The sequence below is a fragment of the Pseudaeromonas pectinilytica genome, assembly GCF_054780855.1.
This window is the reverse complement of sequence record NZ_BAAGVN010000109.1, coordinates 19,507-34,717: the sequence shown is the minus strand read 5'-3', so window position 1 is coordinate 34,717 and position 15,211 is coordinate 19,507. Positions and strand designations below refer to the sequence as shown.

Annotated in this window: 13 protein-coding genes and 4 tRNA genes; all 17 read right to left on the bottom strand. The window is 53.9% G+C overall.

Annotated features, from left to right (window positions below; genetic code table 11):
- Positions 1 to 117 precede the first annotated feature (117 nt).
- The 17 genes from ACYVG7_RS08100 to mutL all read right to left on the bottom strand — a co-directional run bounded on the left by ACYVG7_RS08100 (position 118) and on the right by mutL (position 15,211).
- Positions 118 to 194 (bottom strand) — tRNA-Arg (locus tag ACYVG7_RS08100).
- A gap of 33 nt (positions 195 to 227) precedes the next feature.
- Positions 228 to 304 (bottom strand) — tRNA-Arg (locus ACYVG7_RS08095).
- A gap of 20 nt (positions 305 to 324) precedes the next feature.
- Positions 325 to 401 (bottom strand) — tRNA-Arg (locus ACYVG7_RS08090).
- A 9-nt stretch (positions 402 to 410) separates the two neighbouring features.
- Positions 411 to 503, bottom strand: a tRNA-Ser gene (locus tag ACYVG7_RS08085).
- A 181-nt stretch (positions 504 to 684) separates the two neighbouring features.
- Complete coding sequence (gene csrA, locus ACYVG7_RS08080; RefSeq protein WP_460882673.1) at positions 685 to 882, bottom strand: carbon storage regulator CsrA; 198 nt, start codon at positions 880 to 882, stop codon at positions 685 to 687.
- Positions 883 to 961: 79 nt separating this feature from the next.
- Positions 962 to 1,483 carry an ACT domain-containing protein gene (locus ACYVG7_RS08075; protein ID WP_460882672.1) on the bottom strand — a complete coding sequence of 174 codons (522 nt, stop codon included), beginning with the start codon at positions 1,481 to 1,483 and terminating at the stop codon, positions 962 to 964.
- Positions 1,484 to 1,631: 148 nt separating this feature from the next.
- Complete coding sequence (gene alaS / locus ACYVG7_RS08070) at positions 1,632 to 4,256, bottom strand: alanine--tRNA ligase (protein ID WP_460882671.1); 2,625 nt, start codon at positions 4,254 to 4,256, stop codon at positions 1,632 to 1,634.
- Positions 4,257 to 4,465: 209 nt separating this feature from the next.
- A complete protein-coding gene (locus tag ACYVG7_RS08065; RefSeq protein WP_460882670.1) occupies positions 4,466 to 4,984 on the bottom strand; it encodes a regulatory protein RecX in 519 nt (172 codons plus the stop codon).
- A 67-nt stretch (positions 4,985 to 5,051) separates the two neighbouring features.
- Entirely contained in the window at positions 5,052 to 6,128 is a 1,077-nt protein-coding gene (gene recA, locus ACYVG7_RS08060; RefSeq protein ID WP_460882669.1) for a recombinase RecA, read from the bottom strand.
- 84 nt (positions 6,129 to 6,212) lie between these two features.
- Positions 6,213 to 6,707: a CinA family protein gene (locus ACYVG7_RS08055; protein ID WP_460882668.1), complete on the bottom strand. Its 495-nt coding sequence runs from the start codon at positions 6,705 to 6,707 to the stop codon at positions 6,213 to 6,215.
- Between the two features lie 317 nt (positions 6,708 to 7,024).
- Positions 7,025 to 8,323: an adenylosuccinate synthase gene (locus ACYVG7_RS08050; RefSeq protein ID WP_460882667.1), complete on the bottom strand. Its 1,299-nt coding sequence runs from the start codon at positions 8,321 to 8,323 to the stop codon at positions 7,025 to 7,027.
- 352 nt (positions 8,324 to 8,675) lie between these two features.
- Positions 8,676 to 9,566, bottom strand: a complete 891-nt coding sequence (gene hflC, locus ACYVG7_RS08045; RefSeq protein ID WP_460882666.1) for a protease modulator HflC — start codon at positions 9,564 to 9,566, stop codon at positions 8,676 to 8,678.
- Between the two features lie 3 nt (positions 9,567 to 9,569).
- Positions 9,570 to 10,724: an FtsH protease activity modulator HflK gene (hflK, locus tag ACYVG7_RS08040; RefSeq protein WP_460882665.1), complete on the bottom strand. Its 1,155-nt coding sequence runs from the start codon at positions 10,722 to 10,724 to the stop codon at positions 9,570 to 9,572.
- Between the two features lie 44 nt (positions 10,725 to 10,768).
- Positions 10,769 to 12,055: a ribosome rescue GTPase HflX gene (gene hflX / locus ACYVG7_RS08035; RefSeq protein WP_460882664.1), complete on the bottom strand. Its 1,287-nt coding sequence runs from the start codon at positions 12,053 to 12,055 to the stop codon at positions 10,769 to 10,771.
- Positions 12,056 to 12,132: 77 nt separating this feature from the next.
- A complete protein-coding gene (gene hfq, locus ACYVG7_RS08030; protein ID WP_460882663.1) occupies positions 12,133 to 12,390 on the bottom strand; it encodes an RNA chaperone Hfq in 258 nt (85 codons plus the stop codon).
- Between the two features lie 75 nt (positions 12,391 to 12,465).
- Complete coding sequence (gene miaA / locus ACYVG7_RS08025; RefSeq protein WP_460882662.1) at positions 12,466 to 13,395, bottom strand: tRNA (adenosine(37)-N6)-dimethylallyltransferase MiaA; 930 nt, start codon at positions 13,393 to 13,395, stop codon at positions 12,466 to 12,468.
- Positions 13,388 to 15,211, bottom strand: coding sequence for a DNA mismatch repair endonuclease MutL (gene mutL, locus ACYVG7_RS08020; protein ID WP_460882661.1), 1,824 nt, complete (start codon positions 15,209 to 15,211; stop codon positions 13,388 to 13,390). Before mutL ends, miaA begins: the two co-directional genes overlap by 8 nt.

The following is a 15,211-nucleotide window of genomic DNA, read 5'->3' as shown; positions in this document are numbered from 1 at the left end:
TGATGAGCATGGGAAAAAGCGGGCGATCTTCACAGAGAGAAAAAGAGTAAGCAGAATGCATAGTTAAAACAGGAGATAAAAAAACGGGCCCTCGCTAGAGGGCCCGTTTTTAAAAGATGGTGCATCCGAGAGGATTCGAACCTCTGACCACTCGGTTCGTAGCCGAGTACTCTATCCAGCTGAGCTACGGATGCAAGAGTGTGAAACTGTGTAACTTATATAGAAAATGGTGCATCCGAGAGGATTCGAACCTCTGACCACTCGGTTCGTAGCCGAGTACTCTATCCAGCTGAGCTACGGATGCATGAGTAAGGTAAACAAAAATGGTGCATCCGAGAGGATTCGAACCTCTGACCACTCGGTTCGTAGCCGAGTACTCTATCCAGCTGAGCTACGGATGCACTATGCAATGGCGGTGAGGGAGGGATTCGAACCCTCGATGCGGCTTTTGACCGCATGCTCCCTTAGCAGGGGAGTGCCTTCAGCCTCTCGGCCACCTCACCGTTGCGGGTGCAGATATTACTGTGCGGGGAAAATATGTCAAACCTTTTTTCCCCACAACTCTCTGTTCGCACAGCAATTAGGCAGATTGAGCATGAGTTATGCTAGGAGAGGAAAAAACGACCTAAGACCAACCATCAACATGGTACTAAAACAAAGGCGGCCCAGTGGCCGCCTTTTGTATCAGTAATTACCTTCTGCGCCGGTATCATCGCCTTTCTCGGCTTGAATACGCATATAAATTTCTTCGCGATGAACGGATACTTCTTTTGGCGCATTCACACCAATCCGAACCTGATTACCTTTCACGCCCAGAACAGTCACCGTTACGTCGTCACCAATCATCAGGGTTTCACCCACACGACGTGTCAAAATCAGCATTCAGTTGCTCCTTGGTTCCCATGGAACAGATTATTGAATAGTCATTATCTCTGATAATGCAGAAAAAAATAAGCTCTATCTAGCACCGCATCTCATCAGTCACCAGCTCCAGTCCAATAAAGGCCTGCTGTAATGCCTGGACCGCAGATTCAACATCCACCTCTGCGATCAGCACAGAGATAGTCTGCTCAGACGTTGTAACCGAATCAACTCGAATATTCGGTACCGCCAACGCAGTAAGCGCGACATCCATGATACCGGGTTGCAGCCAAAGAGCAGGTCCACTCATCGAAAGTCTGGCAATTGTCTGGTTCGTCTGAATATGCGCATCCCCCCACCTTGGCACCAGTTGTTCGAGTATAGTCAGCGCTGACTGATAGTCATCCTGATGAACCATAAAGCTGAAACTCGCTCTGCCATCATCCTGAGCATTCAGCGCCATGGCATCCACACCGATCCGAGCCTCGACCAGGGGATGCAGAATCAAAGCCGTTGTTTCCGGACTATTCGGCACCCCAGAGAGAACAAACTGGCACTCATCACGCACGACAGCAAGCGTGGATAAAACAGGCATAGATTTAGATTCGAGGACATCGGACATCAGGAACTCTTGGATAATACCAATAGATGGAGTAGCAGTTGCAGGGGCGTTGATCCGGGCTAGTGACGCACAGATCGTCCCATGAGATATAGAGAGTTAACCAGATGATTGAGGGGCTTCCGCAGAAGCCCCTCTACACCTAGAAGCGTTACAGGCGCTCTTCCAACCAGGGGATCACACGTTCCAGTGCAGCAGGTAAAGCTTGGGGCTCGGTACCACCAGCTTGCGCCATATCGGCACGGCCACCGCCCTTACCCCCGACTTGCTGCGCAACCAGATTGACCAAGTCTCCGGCTTTCACCTTGCTGGTCAAATCATGGGTCACCCCGGCAATCAAACTGACTTTGCCGTCCGCAACGGTGGCCAGCAGCAAGACACCGGATTGCAGGCGGTTCTTCAGTTCATCCAGAGTGGTACGCAGGCTCTTGGGATCGACACCTTCCAACTCGGCAACCAGGACTTTCTGCCCATTGATTTGCACCACCTGGGTCAGCAGGTTAGCTCCCGCGTGTGCCGCCAGCTTGGCCTTGAGTTGTTCCAGCTCCCGCTCCAGAGAACGGGTGCGGTCCATCACCTGGCGCACTTTGGCGGCAATGGAGAATTGATCGCCCTTGACCAGGGAGGCAGTCTCATCGATCTGCTCGCCTAACTGGTGCAAGTAGTCGATCGCGACCTGTCCGGCTACGGCTTCAATCCGGCGAATACCGGCGGCCACACCACTTTCGGCGATGATCTTGAAGAAACCAATATCCCCGGTGCGAGATGCATGAGTCCCACCACACAGCTCGGTGGAGAAATCACCCATGCCGACCACGCGGACTTCGTCGTCATACTTTTCGCCAAACAATGCCATAGCACCGCTCTGCTTGGCATCATCTACCGACATCAGACGGGTTTCGATCGGGTGATTCTTCCGGATCTCGGCATTCACCAGCTCCTCGACCCGACGAATGGTCGCCATGGTCAGAGGCTCGAAGTGCGAGAAGTCAAAGCGCAGGCGCTCAGGGCCAACTTGCGACCCCTTCTGCGCCACATGCTCACCGAGCACTTTGCGCAATGCAGCATGCAGCAAATGGGTGACAGAGTGATGGGCTGCCGTCGCCAGACGACGCTCGCCATCCACCTCAGCCAGAACCAAATCGCTCAGCTTGAACTGTCCGCGTTCCACATAACCCTTGTGGGCGATGGCCTGACCCAGTTTGATGGTGTCGGTGACGGCGAAGACGTTATCGCCATGATGCAGCAGGCCTGCATCCCCCAACTGACCACCCGATTCAGCATAGAAGGGGGTGTTGGCCAGAATCACCAGCGCCTCATCCCCTTCGTGGATGGTCTCCACCTCGGCATCCTGTTTGATAAGACCGGTAATAGTTTCTTGTGCGGTCAGATGCTCATATCCGGTGAATTGGCTGGTCTGTTCAATCTTGAGGCGTTTGTTGTAGTCAACGGCAAAATTCGAAGCGCCCTTGCCCCGCTCACGCTGCTTTTCCATCTCACTCTGAAAGCCGGCTTCATCGATGCTGTAGTCGCGATCTCGCACCACATCGGCGGTTAAATCCGCCGGAAAGCCATAGGTGTCATACAGCTTGAACACCACTTCACCGGGCACCACCTTGGCGTCACCCAGGGAAGACAGAGCCTCTTCGAGCAGCGCCAGGCCCCGATCCAGGGTACGCACAAACTGCTCTTCTTCCTGCTTGAGTACACGCTCGATAACCGGCTGTTGACTATGCAATTCCGGATAAGCATCTCCCATCTGCTGTGCCAATTCGGCTACCAGACGATAGAAGAACACCTCTTGCGCTCCCAGCTTGCGGCCATGACGTACGGCGCGACGGATAATACGCCGCAGCACATAACCTCGCCCTTCATTGGAGGGCATGACTCCATCAGCAATCAGGAAGGCACAGGAGCGGATGTGGTCCGCAATCACGCGTAGGGATTTATTCGCCAAGTCCCCGATCCCGACAACGGCCGCAACCTGTTTGATCAGCGCCTGGAAGATGTCAATTTCATAGTTGGAGTGGACACCCTGCATGATGGCGGAGATGCGTTCAATCCCCATCCCGGTGTCGACCGAAGGCTTTGGCAACGGCTCCATCACGCCATCAGCCTGACGGTTGAACTGCATGAATACCACGTTCCAGATCTCGATGAAACGATCACCATCCTCCTCCGCAGAGCCAGGAGGACCGCCCCAGATATCGGCACCATGGTCGTAGAAAATTTCGGTGCAAGGGCCGCAAGGGCCTGTGTCACCCATCTGCCAGAAGTTATCGGATGCATAGGGGGCCCCCTTATTGTCACCGATGCGGACGATCCGCTCCGCCGGTACGCCGATCTCCTTGGCCCAGATGTCATAGGCCTCGTCATCGGTGGCGTAAACAGTAACCAACAATTTTTCTTGTGGCAGCTTCAACACCGAGGTTAAAAAACGCCACGCAAAGGTAATGGCGTCACGCTTGAAATAATCGCCGAAACTGAAATTACCCAGCATTTCGAAGAAGGTATGGTGACGAGCCGTATAACCGACGTTATCCAGATCGTTGTGCTTACCACCGGCACGCACACAGCGTTGTGACGAAGCGGCACGGTTATAGGAGCGGATGTCGCTACCTAAAAACACATCCTTAAACTGGTTCATCCCGGCATTGGTAAACAGCAGCGTCGGGTCGTTGTGGGGTACCAGCGAACTGGAAGCCACAACTTGGTGGCCTTCGGAGCGAAAATACTCGAGAAACGCGGTGCGGATCTCTGATGTCGACATGTACATGAATAAACCTGCTTGGTTCTGAAATGGGGTTGGCGCTTAACCGCCATAATTTAAGAGTTATCCCGCCCAAAGTAAAACCATGTACAGGAAAAGGAAGGGAAGAGAGCGTAATTGACGGTAGTTTGACGATTAAATGCAGTCTTCTGCGCTGGACAGTGCGCCATCAGCGCACAGAGTCGGGCGCCTATGCCGATGCAGACAACAACGGCTTATTCTTCATCGCTCGGGGTCAAGGCATAGCGGGCCTGCTCGGAGGTAAAGCCTCGGCGTTGTAGAAAAGCAAGCAGCTTCCCGCGCGCCACCCGGTCTAATATAGCCGGTTCGTTGACTTTACGCACAGCCTGCTGCTTAGCCATCGCAAACCAATCGATCTCGCAGGCCTCCAACGCCAGCTTGATTGGTTCAGCCGATAACCCTTTGAATCGGAGCTCTTGCATCACCCGCATCGGCCCGTAACCACGGCTGGCGCGGGAGCGGATAAACACTGCCATCATCCGCGCCTCATTCAACCAATCCAGCGCCCGGCAGCGCTCGATCACCACCGCCAGAATGGTGGTAGGATACTCGTCCCCCAGCTTTCTGCGGATCTCTTGCTCACTGTATTCACGGCGGGCCAACAGACGCATGACCCTGGACAAGGCCTGCTTATATTCAACGGTCGTCTGCGCCTGGTCCGCCTCACCGGAAAACGACGTGGCCAACAGATCCTCTTTTTCTTCAGGGGTCAAACCTGCACTCCATGATAAAAGCTCTATAAACAATCAGGCCGACATAATGTCGGCCTGATGGATTGAATTACAGCGCTTCTTCGTCGTACGCCAGGTCATCTTTTTCTTCGGCACTCGGCGTAAAGACTTCGGCCTCAACGACAGGCTTAGCACCCTCCTTGTTCAACAACAAGGTTCGAAGCTGCTGCTCAATTTCATTTGAAACCGCCAGATTTTCTTGCAGGAACTTCATGGCGTTTGCCTTGCCCTGACCAATCTTCTCCCCTTTATAGGCGTACCAAGCACCTGATTTGTCGATCAGTTTGCACTTGACTCCCAGATCCACCAGCTCGCTCTCCTTGGAGATCCCAGCACCATACATGATCTGGAAATCAGCCTGCTTGAACGGCGGTGCCACCTTGTTCTTCACCACCTTGACGCGAGTCTCGTTGCCGACAATCTCGTCGCCATCCTTGATGGCGCCGGTGCGACGAATATCCAAACGCACCGAGGCATAAAACTTAAGGGCGTTACCGCCTGTAGTAGTTTCCGGGTTACCGAACATCACGCCAATTTTCATCCGGATCTGGTTGATGAAAATCACCAAACAGTTGGCATTCTTGATGTTGGCCGTCAGTTTGCGCAGAGCTTGCGACATCAGACGCGCCTGCAAACCAACATGGGTATCACCCATCTCGCCTTCAATTTCTGCCTTCGGTGTCAATGCTGCCACTGAGTCAATGATGACCACATCGACCGCACTAGAGCGGACCAGCATGTCACAGATTTCCAGCGCCTGTTCGCCAGTATCCGGTTGTGACACCAGCAGATCGTCAACCTTCACACCCAATTTTGCGGCGTAAATTGGGTCGAGCGCATGTTCGGCATCGATAAAAGCACAGGTTTTGCCCATCTTCTGAGCTTCGGCGATGGTCTGCAGGGTCAGCGTGGTTTTGCCAGAGGATTCTGGGCCAAAAATCTCCACCACTCGTCCACAGGGCAGACCACCAATCCCGAGAGCGATATCCAACGACAGTGAACCGGTCGAGATGGTTTCCACATCCAGAATCTGATTATCTCCCAGACGCATAATGGAACCTTTACCAAACTGCTTTTCGATCTGACCGAGCGCTGCGGCTAAGGCCTTTTGCTTGTTTTGATCCATGCTAATCTCCGCCGAAGGCTGATTCACTGACACTGAAGTTGATAGAAGAAGTATACTGTTTGCTTATACAGTATCAAGTAAATTTTACTGTATAAGTTTACACATGCCTTGCAACGCGATCTCGATTGCCTGCTCGCGGACTTGCCGCCGGTCGCCGATTAGGTGAAAACACTCCGTCACCAGCGTCGCGGAGGGGTCCGCACTCCGCGCCCAGGCAAACCACACGGTACCAACCGGCTTATCGACAGTGCCACCTTGCGGCCCGGCAATCCCGCTAATCGCTACGCTGATTTGAGCCACTGAATGCGTCAGGGCGCCCAACGCCATGGCACTCACCACCTCGCGACTAACAGCACCGTGAAGCAGCAAGGTACTTTCTGCCACCCCAAGCATCTGCATCTTGGCCGCATTGGTGTAGGTAATAAAACTGCGATCAAACCAGGCCGAACTCCCGGATATATCCGTGATCGCGTAGGCAACCCCCCCACCGGTGCAGGACTCTGCCGTGGTCGCCATCAACTGATGGGCCTGCAGTTTAGTTCCCAATTGCCGCGCCCAAGTTTCTATATCTGGATTCATGCTGACCCGCTTGTCGTCGGAACGAGGACCATTATGCAACCTGGCCACTTTGCCTCGCAACCGCTGGCTCGACTCCTACGACGACATAAATCTATCGTATTGATTTATAATAAAAAAAGTTAACGGTAAGCATGATGCACAGCGCACGGTAGACACAGATAGCGCAAATAAGCCTGATGCGAGAGATCCAATTGAATGAGCGGATGGAACATGATGGCAAAGAGTACCGCACCGAGGAAACCTCGAAGCACACGACGCCGGAGAACCAAGAAAAAAAGCCGGTCAAACCGGCTTTTTTGTGCAGAAGAGGCAACCAATCAATCAGCAAACGGATGACGCAAAATCATCGTTTCATCCCGATCAGGTCCGGTTGAAATGATATCAATCGGCACACCAGTAATGGCTTCAATACGACGGATATAATTCCTTGCCGCTTCCGGCAGTGCTCCTAGCGTCTTGGCACCGAAGGTGTTTTCACTCCAGCCCGGCATACTTTCGTATACGGGTTCCACCAGCTCGTAGTCATCTGCAGCCATGGGCGGCACATCACGAATGGAACCATCCTGGAATTTATAACCCGTACAAATTTTTACGGTTTCCAGCCCATCCAGCACATCCAGTTTGGTCAGACAGAAGCCTGATACTGAATTGACCTGAATGGCTCGCTTCATAGCCACAGCATCAAACCAGCCACAGCGACGCTTACGGCCAGTGGTGGCACCAAACTCATGCCCTTTGACACCCAGACGCTCTCCGATTTCATCATGCAACTCAGTCGGGAATGGACCTGAACCCACACGGGTGGTGTACGCCTTGGCGATACCAAGCACATAATCGACAAACCGTGGGCCAAAACCAGAACCGGTAGCAACACCACCAGCCGTGGTATTGGAAGAGGTCACATAGGGATAGGTGCCGTGATCGATGTCAAGCAAGGTGCCCTGAGCCCCTTCAAACATCAGACGATCGCCCCGCAGACGCGCCTTGTCCAGCAAGTCAGTGACATCCACCACCATGGAAATCAGCAGGTCAGCATAACTCTTGGCTTCCGCCAGAACGGCCTCGTAGGAAACCGCCTCAACCCCATAGTACTGGGTCAGCTGGAAGTTATGGAACTCCATGACTTCTTTGAGCTTCTCGGCAAAGGTTTCCATGTTGAACAGATCACCAACCCGCAGACCGCGGCGCGCAACCTTATCTTCGTACGCCGGACCGATACCACGCCCCGTGGTACCAATCGCCTTGGCACCCCGTGCTTTTTCACGGGCCTGATCCAGAGCAACGTGATACGGCAGAATCAAGGGACAAGCTTCGCTCAGCAGCAAGCGCTCACGCACTGGTACGCCACGAGCTTCCAGCTCTTTCATCTCTTTCAGCAACGCATCAGGTGCCAGCACAACGCCATTGGCAATGATACATTTGCAGTTGTCACGCAGGATCCCGGACGGGATAAGGTGGAGAACGGTTTTCTCACCGTCGATGACCAGGGTATGGCCGGCATTATGGCCGCCCTGATAGCGAATTACATACTGTGCCTTGTCGGTCAACAGATCGACAATTTTGCCTTTACCTTCGTCACCCCATTGGGTGCCCAAGATTACGACGCTCTGTCCCATCTTCATTATCTACAGTGTGGTTAAAAAAGGATTCTACCAAAGTTTGAGCAATGCCGGAATCATCTTGTGGTCGTTTTCCCAGCACTCAGACCAGTGAAAATACTCGGCATCCGCCGCGCCAAGACGTATACCGCAATCCGGGTAGTGAAACAACTTAAGCGACCCATAGCAGGAGCGTTTAAGCTGGATGGCTCATCGCAAATCCTCTGTCTCTCGCATCTTCGAGATAGATGCTGAAGCCATCGAGTCGGAGATCCCAGTCATAAACATGGTGAATATCGGTAAAGGCACTATTTCAAACCAAAATAAAAAGGGCCTCATTAGATGAGGCCCTTTGCATCAGAGCATGAACTCAGTGTTTAGCTGCGGGATTTGCCTGTTTGAAGTAGCGGAAGAAATCATCATCCGGTTTGAGGACCATGAAATCGTTGCCTTGTTCAAAACTCTTCTTGTAGGCCTCCATGCTGCGGACGAAAGAGAAAAACTCCGGGTTTTTCTTGTAGGTGTCCGCATAGATCCGGGTCGCTTCAGCGTCCCCTTCCCCACGGAGTTGCCGGGAGCGACGCTGGGCGTCGGCGAGCATGATGGTTACCTTGCGGTCGATATCGGCACGGATGAATTCGGCTTTCTCACGTCCCTGGGATCTGTGCTCTCGGGCAACCGCGTTGCGTTCAGCACGCATCCGTTGGTAGATGGAATTGGAGACTTCCAGTGGCAAGTTGATCTGCTTGATACGCACATCGACTACTTTGATCCCCAATTCGGAAGAGCTAGCCGAATTCAGTAACGCTTTTTGCATCACCTCAGTGCGTTCGCCAGAGACAATATCCTTGATCGAACGACCACCAATTTCCGAGCGCAAGCCGTTGTTGATCTTCCGCTTGAGCAGCGCCTCAGCCTGAACCCGATTACCGCCCCCCGTCGCCAGAAAGAATTTGGCAAAGTCTTCGATCCGCCATTTCACATAGGAGTCGATGATCAAATCCTTTTTCTCCGAGGTCACGAAGCGATCCGCCTGGGCATCCATGGTCTGGATACGGGCATCCAACTTGCGCACCTCATCAATCATCGGCACTTTGAAGTGCAATCCAGGTTCATAAACATGGGGTAAACCGGAATCACTATCCCGTTTGACCTTACCAAACTGCACCACAATACCAGCCTGGCCCTCATCAATCACAAACAGGGTGGAGGAGAGCACTACGGCCGCGATGGCGACAACGCCTAATACAATCTTTTTCATCGCTTAATATCTCCCACTCGTCCGATCGCTGCTGCGTAAAGGCACGCTGGCCTGCCCCATGGTATCCGGTGTCAACTCATCCGCCGCCGAACGCGTAGACGATGGTACCGAAGCGGGCTGACGAGGTGCATTCGCTGATTTCCCTGGCGCCATTTTATCCAGCGGCAGATAGATCATGCTGTTTGAGCCTTCTGGCAGCGCAACAAGAACCTTGTTGGCCTTGCTGTAAATCTCTTCCATGGTTTCCAGATAGATACGTTCACGCGTCAGATCGGGGGCGGCCAGATACTGCGGCAACAACTCGTTGAAACGGGCTACTTCACCACTGGACTTCAACACCACCTGCTCTTTGTAACCCTGAGCTTCCTCTTCCAGACGCTTCACCTGTCCACGAGCTTTCGGCTCTACTTCACGAGCATAAGCTTCTGCCTCGCGGATGAAACGCTCTTCATCCTCCTGAGCGGAAATCGCATCATCGAACGCATCTTTTACTTCTTCTGGCGGACGGGCCGGCAAGAAGTTCACATCCACCACCACAATCCCCATATCATAGGGCTCTATGGTCTGCTCCAGCTCTTGCCAGGTATCCTGACGCACCTTCTCGCGTCCGCGAGTCAGGACCTCATCCATGGTGGTATGCCCGACCACATAACGCAGGGCGCTATCCGTTGCCTGGCTGAGGCTATCATCGGCATTAGTCACACTAAACAAGTACTTACGAGCATCAGCCACTCGATACTGTACATCCATTTCGACACGAACCACGTTCTCATCCTGAGTCAGCATGAAACCAGCTGCCGGCAAAGAGCGAACTGATTCAACGTCGACGGGGATCACCTGATCGATAAATGTGGCCTTCCAGCGCAGGCCTGGCTCGACGCTTTGGTAGAACTTACCAAACCGCAACACCACACCACGCTCGGCTTCCTTGATGGTATAGAAACCACTGATCACCCAAGCGACCAAGGCAACCATGACGATCAAAACAATCCCCAGGCTGCTGACGTCACCGCCAGGGCGACGGCCACCAAGAAGAGCGGATAATTTCTGCAAAAAATTACGAAACACCTTGTCCAAATCAGGGGGCGTCTGGTTCTTACCGCTGTTCCCCCACGGATCTCGGTCTTTCCCATTATTTCCGGGCTCATTCCAAGCCATTGGCGTCTCCAAATTTTTGTAGTTTGATGAACTCTATCAAGCAATCAGCTGACAATAAAGGCAGAGAGCGCTTCACCTTCCTGCTTCAACAAGCGATTCCAGTCACTCTGTGGCATCCGGATTGCCAACAACAAGCTGCCATGCTCGGTGATCTGTTCTGACTGTATGGCTTTCATTTGATAAAACAGGCTCCGCAAGCGGCCTGCCGAGGGTGGTAGTTCGAGTCGATGTTGTGCAATCCCCGGTAACAGAAATTCACCGATCACCTGCAATAACAACTCCAGCCCCTCCCCAGTCAAGGCCGAAACCCACACCGCCCGAGGTCGGCCGCTATCATCTCGCTCTACCCGCGGAGCTGCATCGGGAAGCATGTCGACTTTGTTATAGACCAGAAGCTGTGGCAACTCATTGGCTTCGATTTCTTCCAGAACCAGCTCGACCTGCGCAACATTGTCTTGCAGGCGCTCATCGGCGCAATCAATGACATGCAGTTGTAAATCAGCTTCTCGGGTTTCCTGCAGCGTCGCTTTAAATGCGGCGACCAGATCATGGGGAAGGTGGCGAATAAAGCCAACTGTGTCCGCCATGATCACGGTACCAATATCTTCGACCTGAATACGGCGCAATGTCGGATCCAGGGTCGCAAAGAGTTGATCGGCAGCATAAACGTCCGACTGTGTCAGGCGATTAAACAAGGTTGATTTGCCGGCATTGGTATAACCCACTAGGGATACCACCGGGATCTCGTTGCGAATTCTGGCTCGACGCCCTTGTTCGCGCTGCTTTTCGACCTTATCCAGGCGCTTGAGAATATTGGTGATCCGTTCGCGGATCAGACGACGGTCCGTTTCCAACTGGGTTTCGCCAGGTCCCCGCAAGCCAATCCCGCCTTTTTGGCGTTCAAGGTGGGTCCAGCCGCGAACCAGCCGCGAAGAGATATGTCGTAGTTGCGCCAGCTCAACCTGCAACTTCCCCTCATGGGTTCGTGCACGCTGGGCAAAGATGTCAAGGATCAAAGTCGTGCGATCCAGAACGCGACATTCAAACAGCCGTTCGAGATTTCGTTCCTGCGCTGGGGTGAGTGCGTGGTTAAAGATGACGACATCGGCCCCCAGATTTTTAACTTCCATGGCAACTTCCTGGGCCTTGCCCGTGCCAATGAAAAATTTGGGCTGCGGATTACTACGTCGGCAGGTCATGACGGACAGCACATTCGCGCCGGCCGAGCTGACCAACATCCGTAGCTCGGCCAGATCTTCCCGTGCGCCTTCATCCGTGAAATCAACGTGAACCAGAATGGCCTGTTCGCCAGCTTCATAACGGTCAAACAAGCAAACGCTCCTTAAACAGAGGCAACACGCACTCCAGGAAAAAACTCATCACAAGAAACATCGAGCCGGGAGGTGGATCACTCTTCGCTCTGGCCATCGACGCCGGTACCACCGGTATGCTGATGGTGCGGTACAGCACGCGCAGGCACCACAGTAGAAATGGCATGCTTGTACACCATCTGACTGACGGTGTTCTTCAGCAGAATGACAAACTGATCAAACGACTCAATCTGACCTTGCAGCTTGATCCCGTTGACCAGATAGATAGAAACAGGAATACGCTCACGACGCAGCGCGTTCAAAAACTGATCCTGAAGTGATTGCCCCTTAGCCATATGTTTTAATCCTTATATTTTGTAGTACTAAATTATTGCCATTTCTTTAAAAAGACGTTAGCGATTATAGCGTGCTCACTCACAGGAACCAACGTCGCGCAAAATGATATCAGGATTCAGCTGGCTTCCTGTCTCCAGCCAAATCAAAGGATGTGACCAACCTCTCAACCAAGTCATCTGTCTTTTGGCTAATTGGTTAGTGGCAACGATGCCACGATACCGCATTTCTGCATAATCTAGCACCCCGGACAAATATTCCCACATTTGACGATATCCGACACAGCGCATGGACGGCAACTCTGGATGCAGATCGCCCCGCGCCATCAAGTTCCGAACTTCAGTTTCAAAACCAAGCGCTAACATGGCATCGAAGCGTTCGGCAATCCGCTGCCGCAGGAGAACCCGCTCCTGAGGTGCAATCCCATATTGCAACGTCTGATAGGGTAAACCGGGCCCCTGCTGCTGTGTCAATTCGGTTAAGGTTTTACCGGTGATCCGGAAAACCTCCAGCGCCCGAGATAAACGTTGGGGGTCATTGGGATGGATCCGCGCGCCGGCAACCGGATCGATCCGGCACAATTCGGCGTGTAATGCCCCCCATCCCGACTCGGCCGCCTGTGCTTCAATTACCGCGCGGATGTGCGGATCCGCCTCCGGCAATGGCGACAAGCCCTCCAGCAACGCCTTGTAATACAGCATGGTGCCGCCCACCAGCAGCGGGATCCGGCCCTGTGCGGTAATGGCCGTCATTTCCTGCAAAGCGTCCTGGCAAAAATCGGCGGCAGAGTAACTCTGCAACGGATCCCGTACATCGATCAGGCGATGCGGGGCAACGGCCAACTCAGCCGGGGTCGGTTTGGCGGTGCCGATATCCATGCCCCGATAGACTAGGGCGGAATCCACACTGATGATATCGCATGGCAAACGCCGCACCAGCTCCATGGCCAGGGCGCTCTTGCCCGAAGCGGTGGGGCCCATCAAAAAAATGGCCAGCGGTTTACTCATGCCGCACTAACTCCTCAATCACAGGCTCCAACGACAAGCGCCTGGCCAGTTCAGGCAAGCACAAGAGCTCTGGACATTCGTCCTCGATCTCCACCAGCAACTGCATGGCAGCAGACAAAGAGCCATCCTGACGGCTGGGCGCCAGACTAGCCAGCCACTGGCAGAGTTGTTCTTGCGCCTCAGGATCCTCATCCAGTTCCCCCAGCATCTCCAACAGGGTCACCAGAGTCGTCACCAGATTACTCTGCCGTAAAACAGCAGGCACCCGCAGCACGGTAACGCTGCGGCCATGGCCAGCTCGCCACTCCAGACCCAAACGCTGAATCCAATCAGCGCTATCATCCAATCGAGCCCTGAGCTCAGGCTCAAGCACCAGGCTCACCGGCATTAACAACGGTTGTGCAATCAAACCGGTTTGGAGTTGCTTCTTGAGCCGCCCCACCAGCAACAACCGTTCAGCATGCGCGACATGTAGCAGTCGGAGCTCGCCCCCCTGTTGCCATAACAGGATCTGTGGGTGCACGAAGGATAAGGCTCGGCTGTGCTCACCTGACGGCGACACCTCGGCACCATGGGTGCTGGTTGCAGGCAGGGCCAGAGGGGTCATCAATGCCTGGTAGCCATCCGCCGCAGCGCGACTCGGAGCCTTAGGCGCGGAAGTCTGATAGCCATGTTCCCGGGGCCGCAGGATGGCGGCGGCGTAATCGCCGACGGGCAATTCCCGTAACGTCGAGGCGGCCGCATCATCTCGGGTCGCAGGCGGCACAGCCGACACGAAATGCGGATCCAGTCCGTCACGGGTTTGCCCGACAACAAATCCCTGCTGCAATCCATCTCGCACCACTCCGACCACAAAATCGTGCACCAGCCGGGATTCGTGGAAACGAACCTCATGCTTAGCCGGATGCACATTCACATCGACCTGATGGGGATCCAGTGTGAGATACAGAACATAGGACGGCGAGCATTCCAGGCCAAGAGCCTCCAGATAGCCCTGACGGATGCCGTGATTGATCAACTTATCGCGCATGACGCGCCCATTGACGTAGCAGTACTGGATTTCGGGACTGGTATCCGTCCGGCGTGCAGGCGGTAGTAACCAGCCTTGCAGCGTTAACCCCAGATGCTCGCTGCGAATCTGGATGGCGTCAGTCAGAAATGTGGAGCCACAGGCACTGGCGATGCGGCGTAACCGCTCTTCATCATGGATGGCACTCCGGTATTGGCGTACCACTTTGCCATTATGTTTCAGAATGAATGTCACATCGAAACGGCTGAGCGCCAGACGACGGATCAATTCATCGATATGACCATATTCTGTTTTTTCACTGCGCAGAAACTTACGCCGGGCCGGGGTATTGAAAAACAGGTCAACCACTTCGAGGGTGGTCCCCACCGGATGGGCAGCCGGGCGAACCTGAACCGCCATATCCCGTCCCTCGGCCGTCGCTTGCCACGCTTCGGTCTGTTCCGCCGTTCGGGAGGTCAGAGTCAACCGGGAGACCGAACTGATGGAAGCCAGCGCCTCCCCGCGAAAGCCGAGACTGCAGATAGCCTCCAGATCATCCAGCGAGCTCACCTTGGACGTCGCATGACGAGCCAGCGCCAGCGCCAAATCGACTTGAGGGATACCACTGCCGTTATCGCGGATCCGGATCAGCTTGCAGCCACCTTTCTCCAACTCAATCTCAATGCGCGAGGCACCAGCATCCAGACTGTTCTCGACCAGCTCCTTCACCACCGAGGCTGGACGCTCGACCACCTCACCGGCGGCAATCTGGTTTGCCAGGATCGGCGGTAGAATACGAATTGGCAT

Bases quoted from the DNA above. Each gene is read 5' to 3' on its own strand.
- csrA (WP_460882673.1), bottom strand. From the start codon at position 882: ATGCTGATTTTGACACGTCGTGTGGGTGAAACCCTGATGATTGGTGAC.
- ACYVG7_RS08075 (WP_460882672.1), bottom strand. From the start codon at position 1,483: ATGTCCGATGTCCTCGAATCTAAATCTATGCCTGTTTTATCCACGCTT.
- alaS (WP_460882671.1), bottom strand. From the start codon at position 4,256: ATGTACATGTCGACATCAGAGATCCGCACCGCGTTTCTCGAGTATTTT.
- recA (WP_460882669.1), bottom strand. From the start codon at position 6,128: ATGGATCAAAACAAGCAAAAGGCCTTAGCCGCAGCGCTCGGTCAGATC.
- ACYVG7_RS08055 (WP_460882668.1), bottom strand. From the start codon at position 6,707: ATGAATCCAGATATAGAAACTTGGGCGCGGCAATTGGGAACTAAACTG.
- ACYVG7_RS08050 (WP_460882667.1), bottom strand. From the start codon at position 8,323: ATGGGACAGAGCGTCGTAATCTTGGGCACCCAATGGGGTGACGAAGGT.
- hflC (WP_460882666.1), bottom strand. From the start codon at position 9,566: ATGAAAAAGATTGTATTAGGCGTTGTCGCCATCGCGGCCGTAGTGCTC.
- hflK (WP_460882665.1), bottom strand. From the start codon at position 10,724: ATGGCTTGGAATGAGCCCGGAAATAATGGGAAAGACCGAGATCCGTGG.
- hfq (WP_460882663.1), bottom strand. From the start codon at position 12,390: ATGGCTAAGGGGCAATCACTTCAGGATCAGTTTTTGAACGCGCTGCGT.
- miaA (WP_460882662.1), bottom strand. From the start codon at position 13,395: ATGAGTAAACCGCTGGCCATTTTTTTGATGGGCCCCACCGCTTCGGGC.
- mutL (WP_460882661.1), bottom strand. From the start codon at position 15,211: ATGCCAATTCGTATTCTACCGCCGATCCTGGCAAACCAGATTGCCGCC.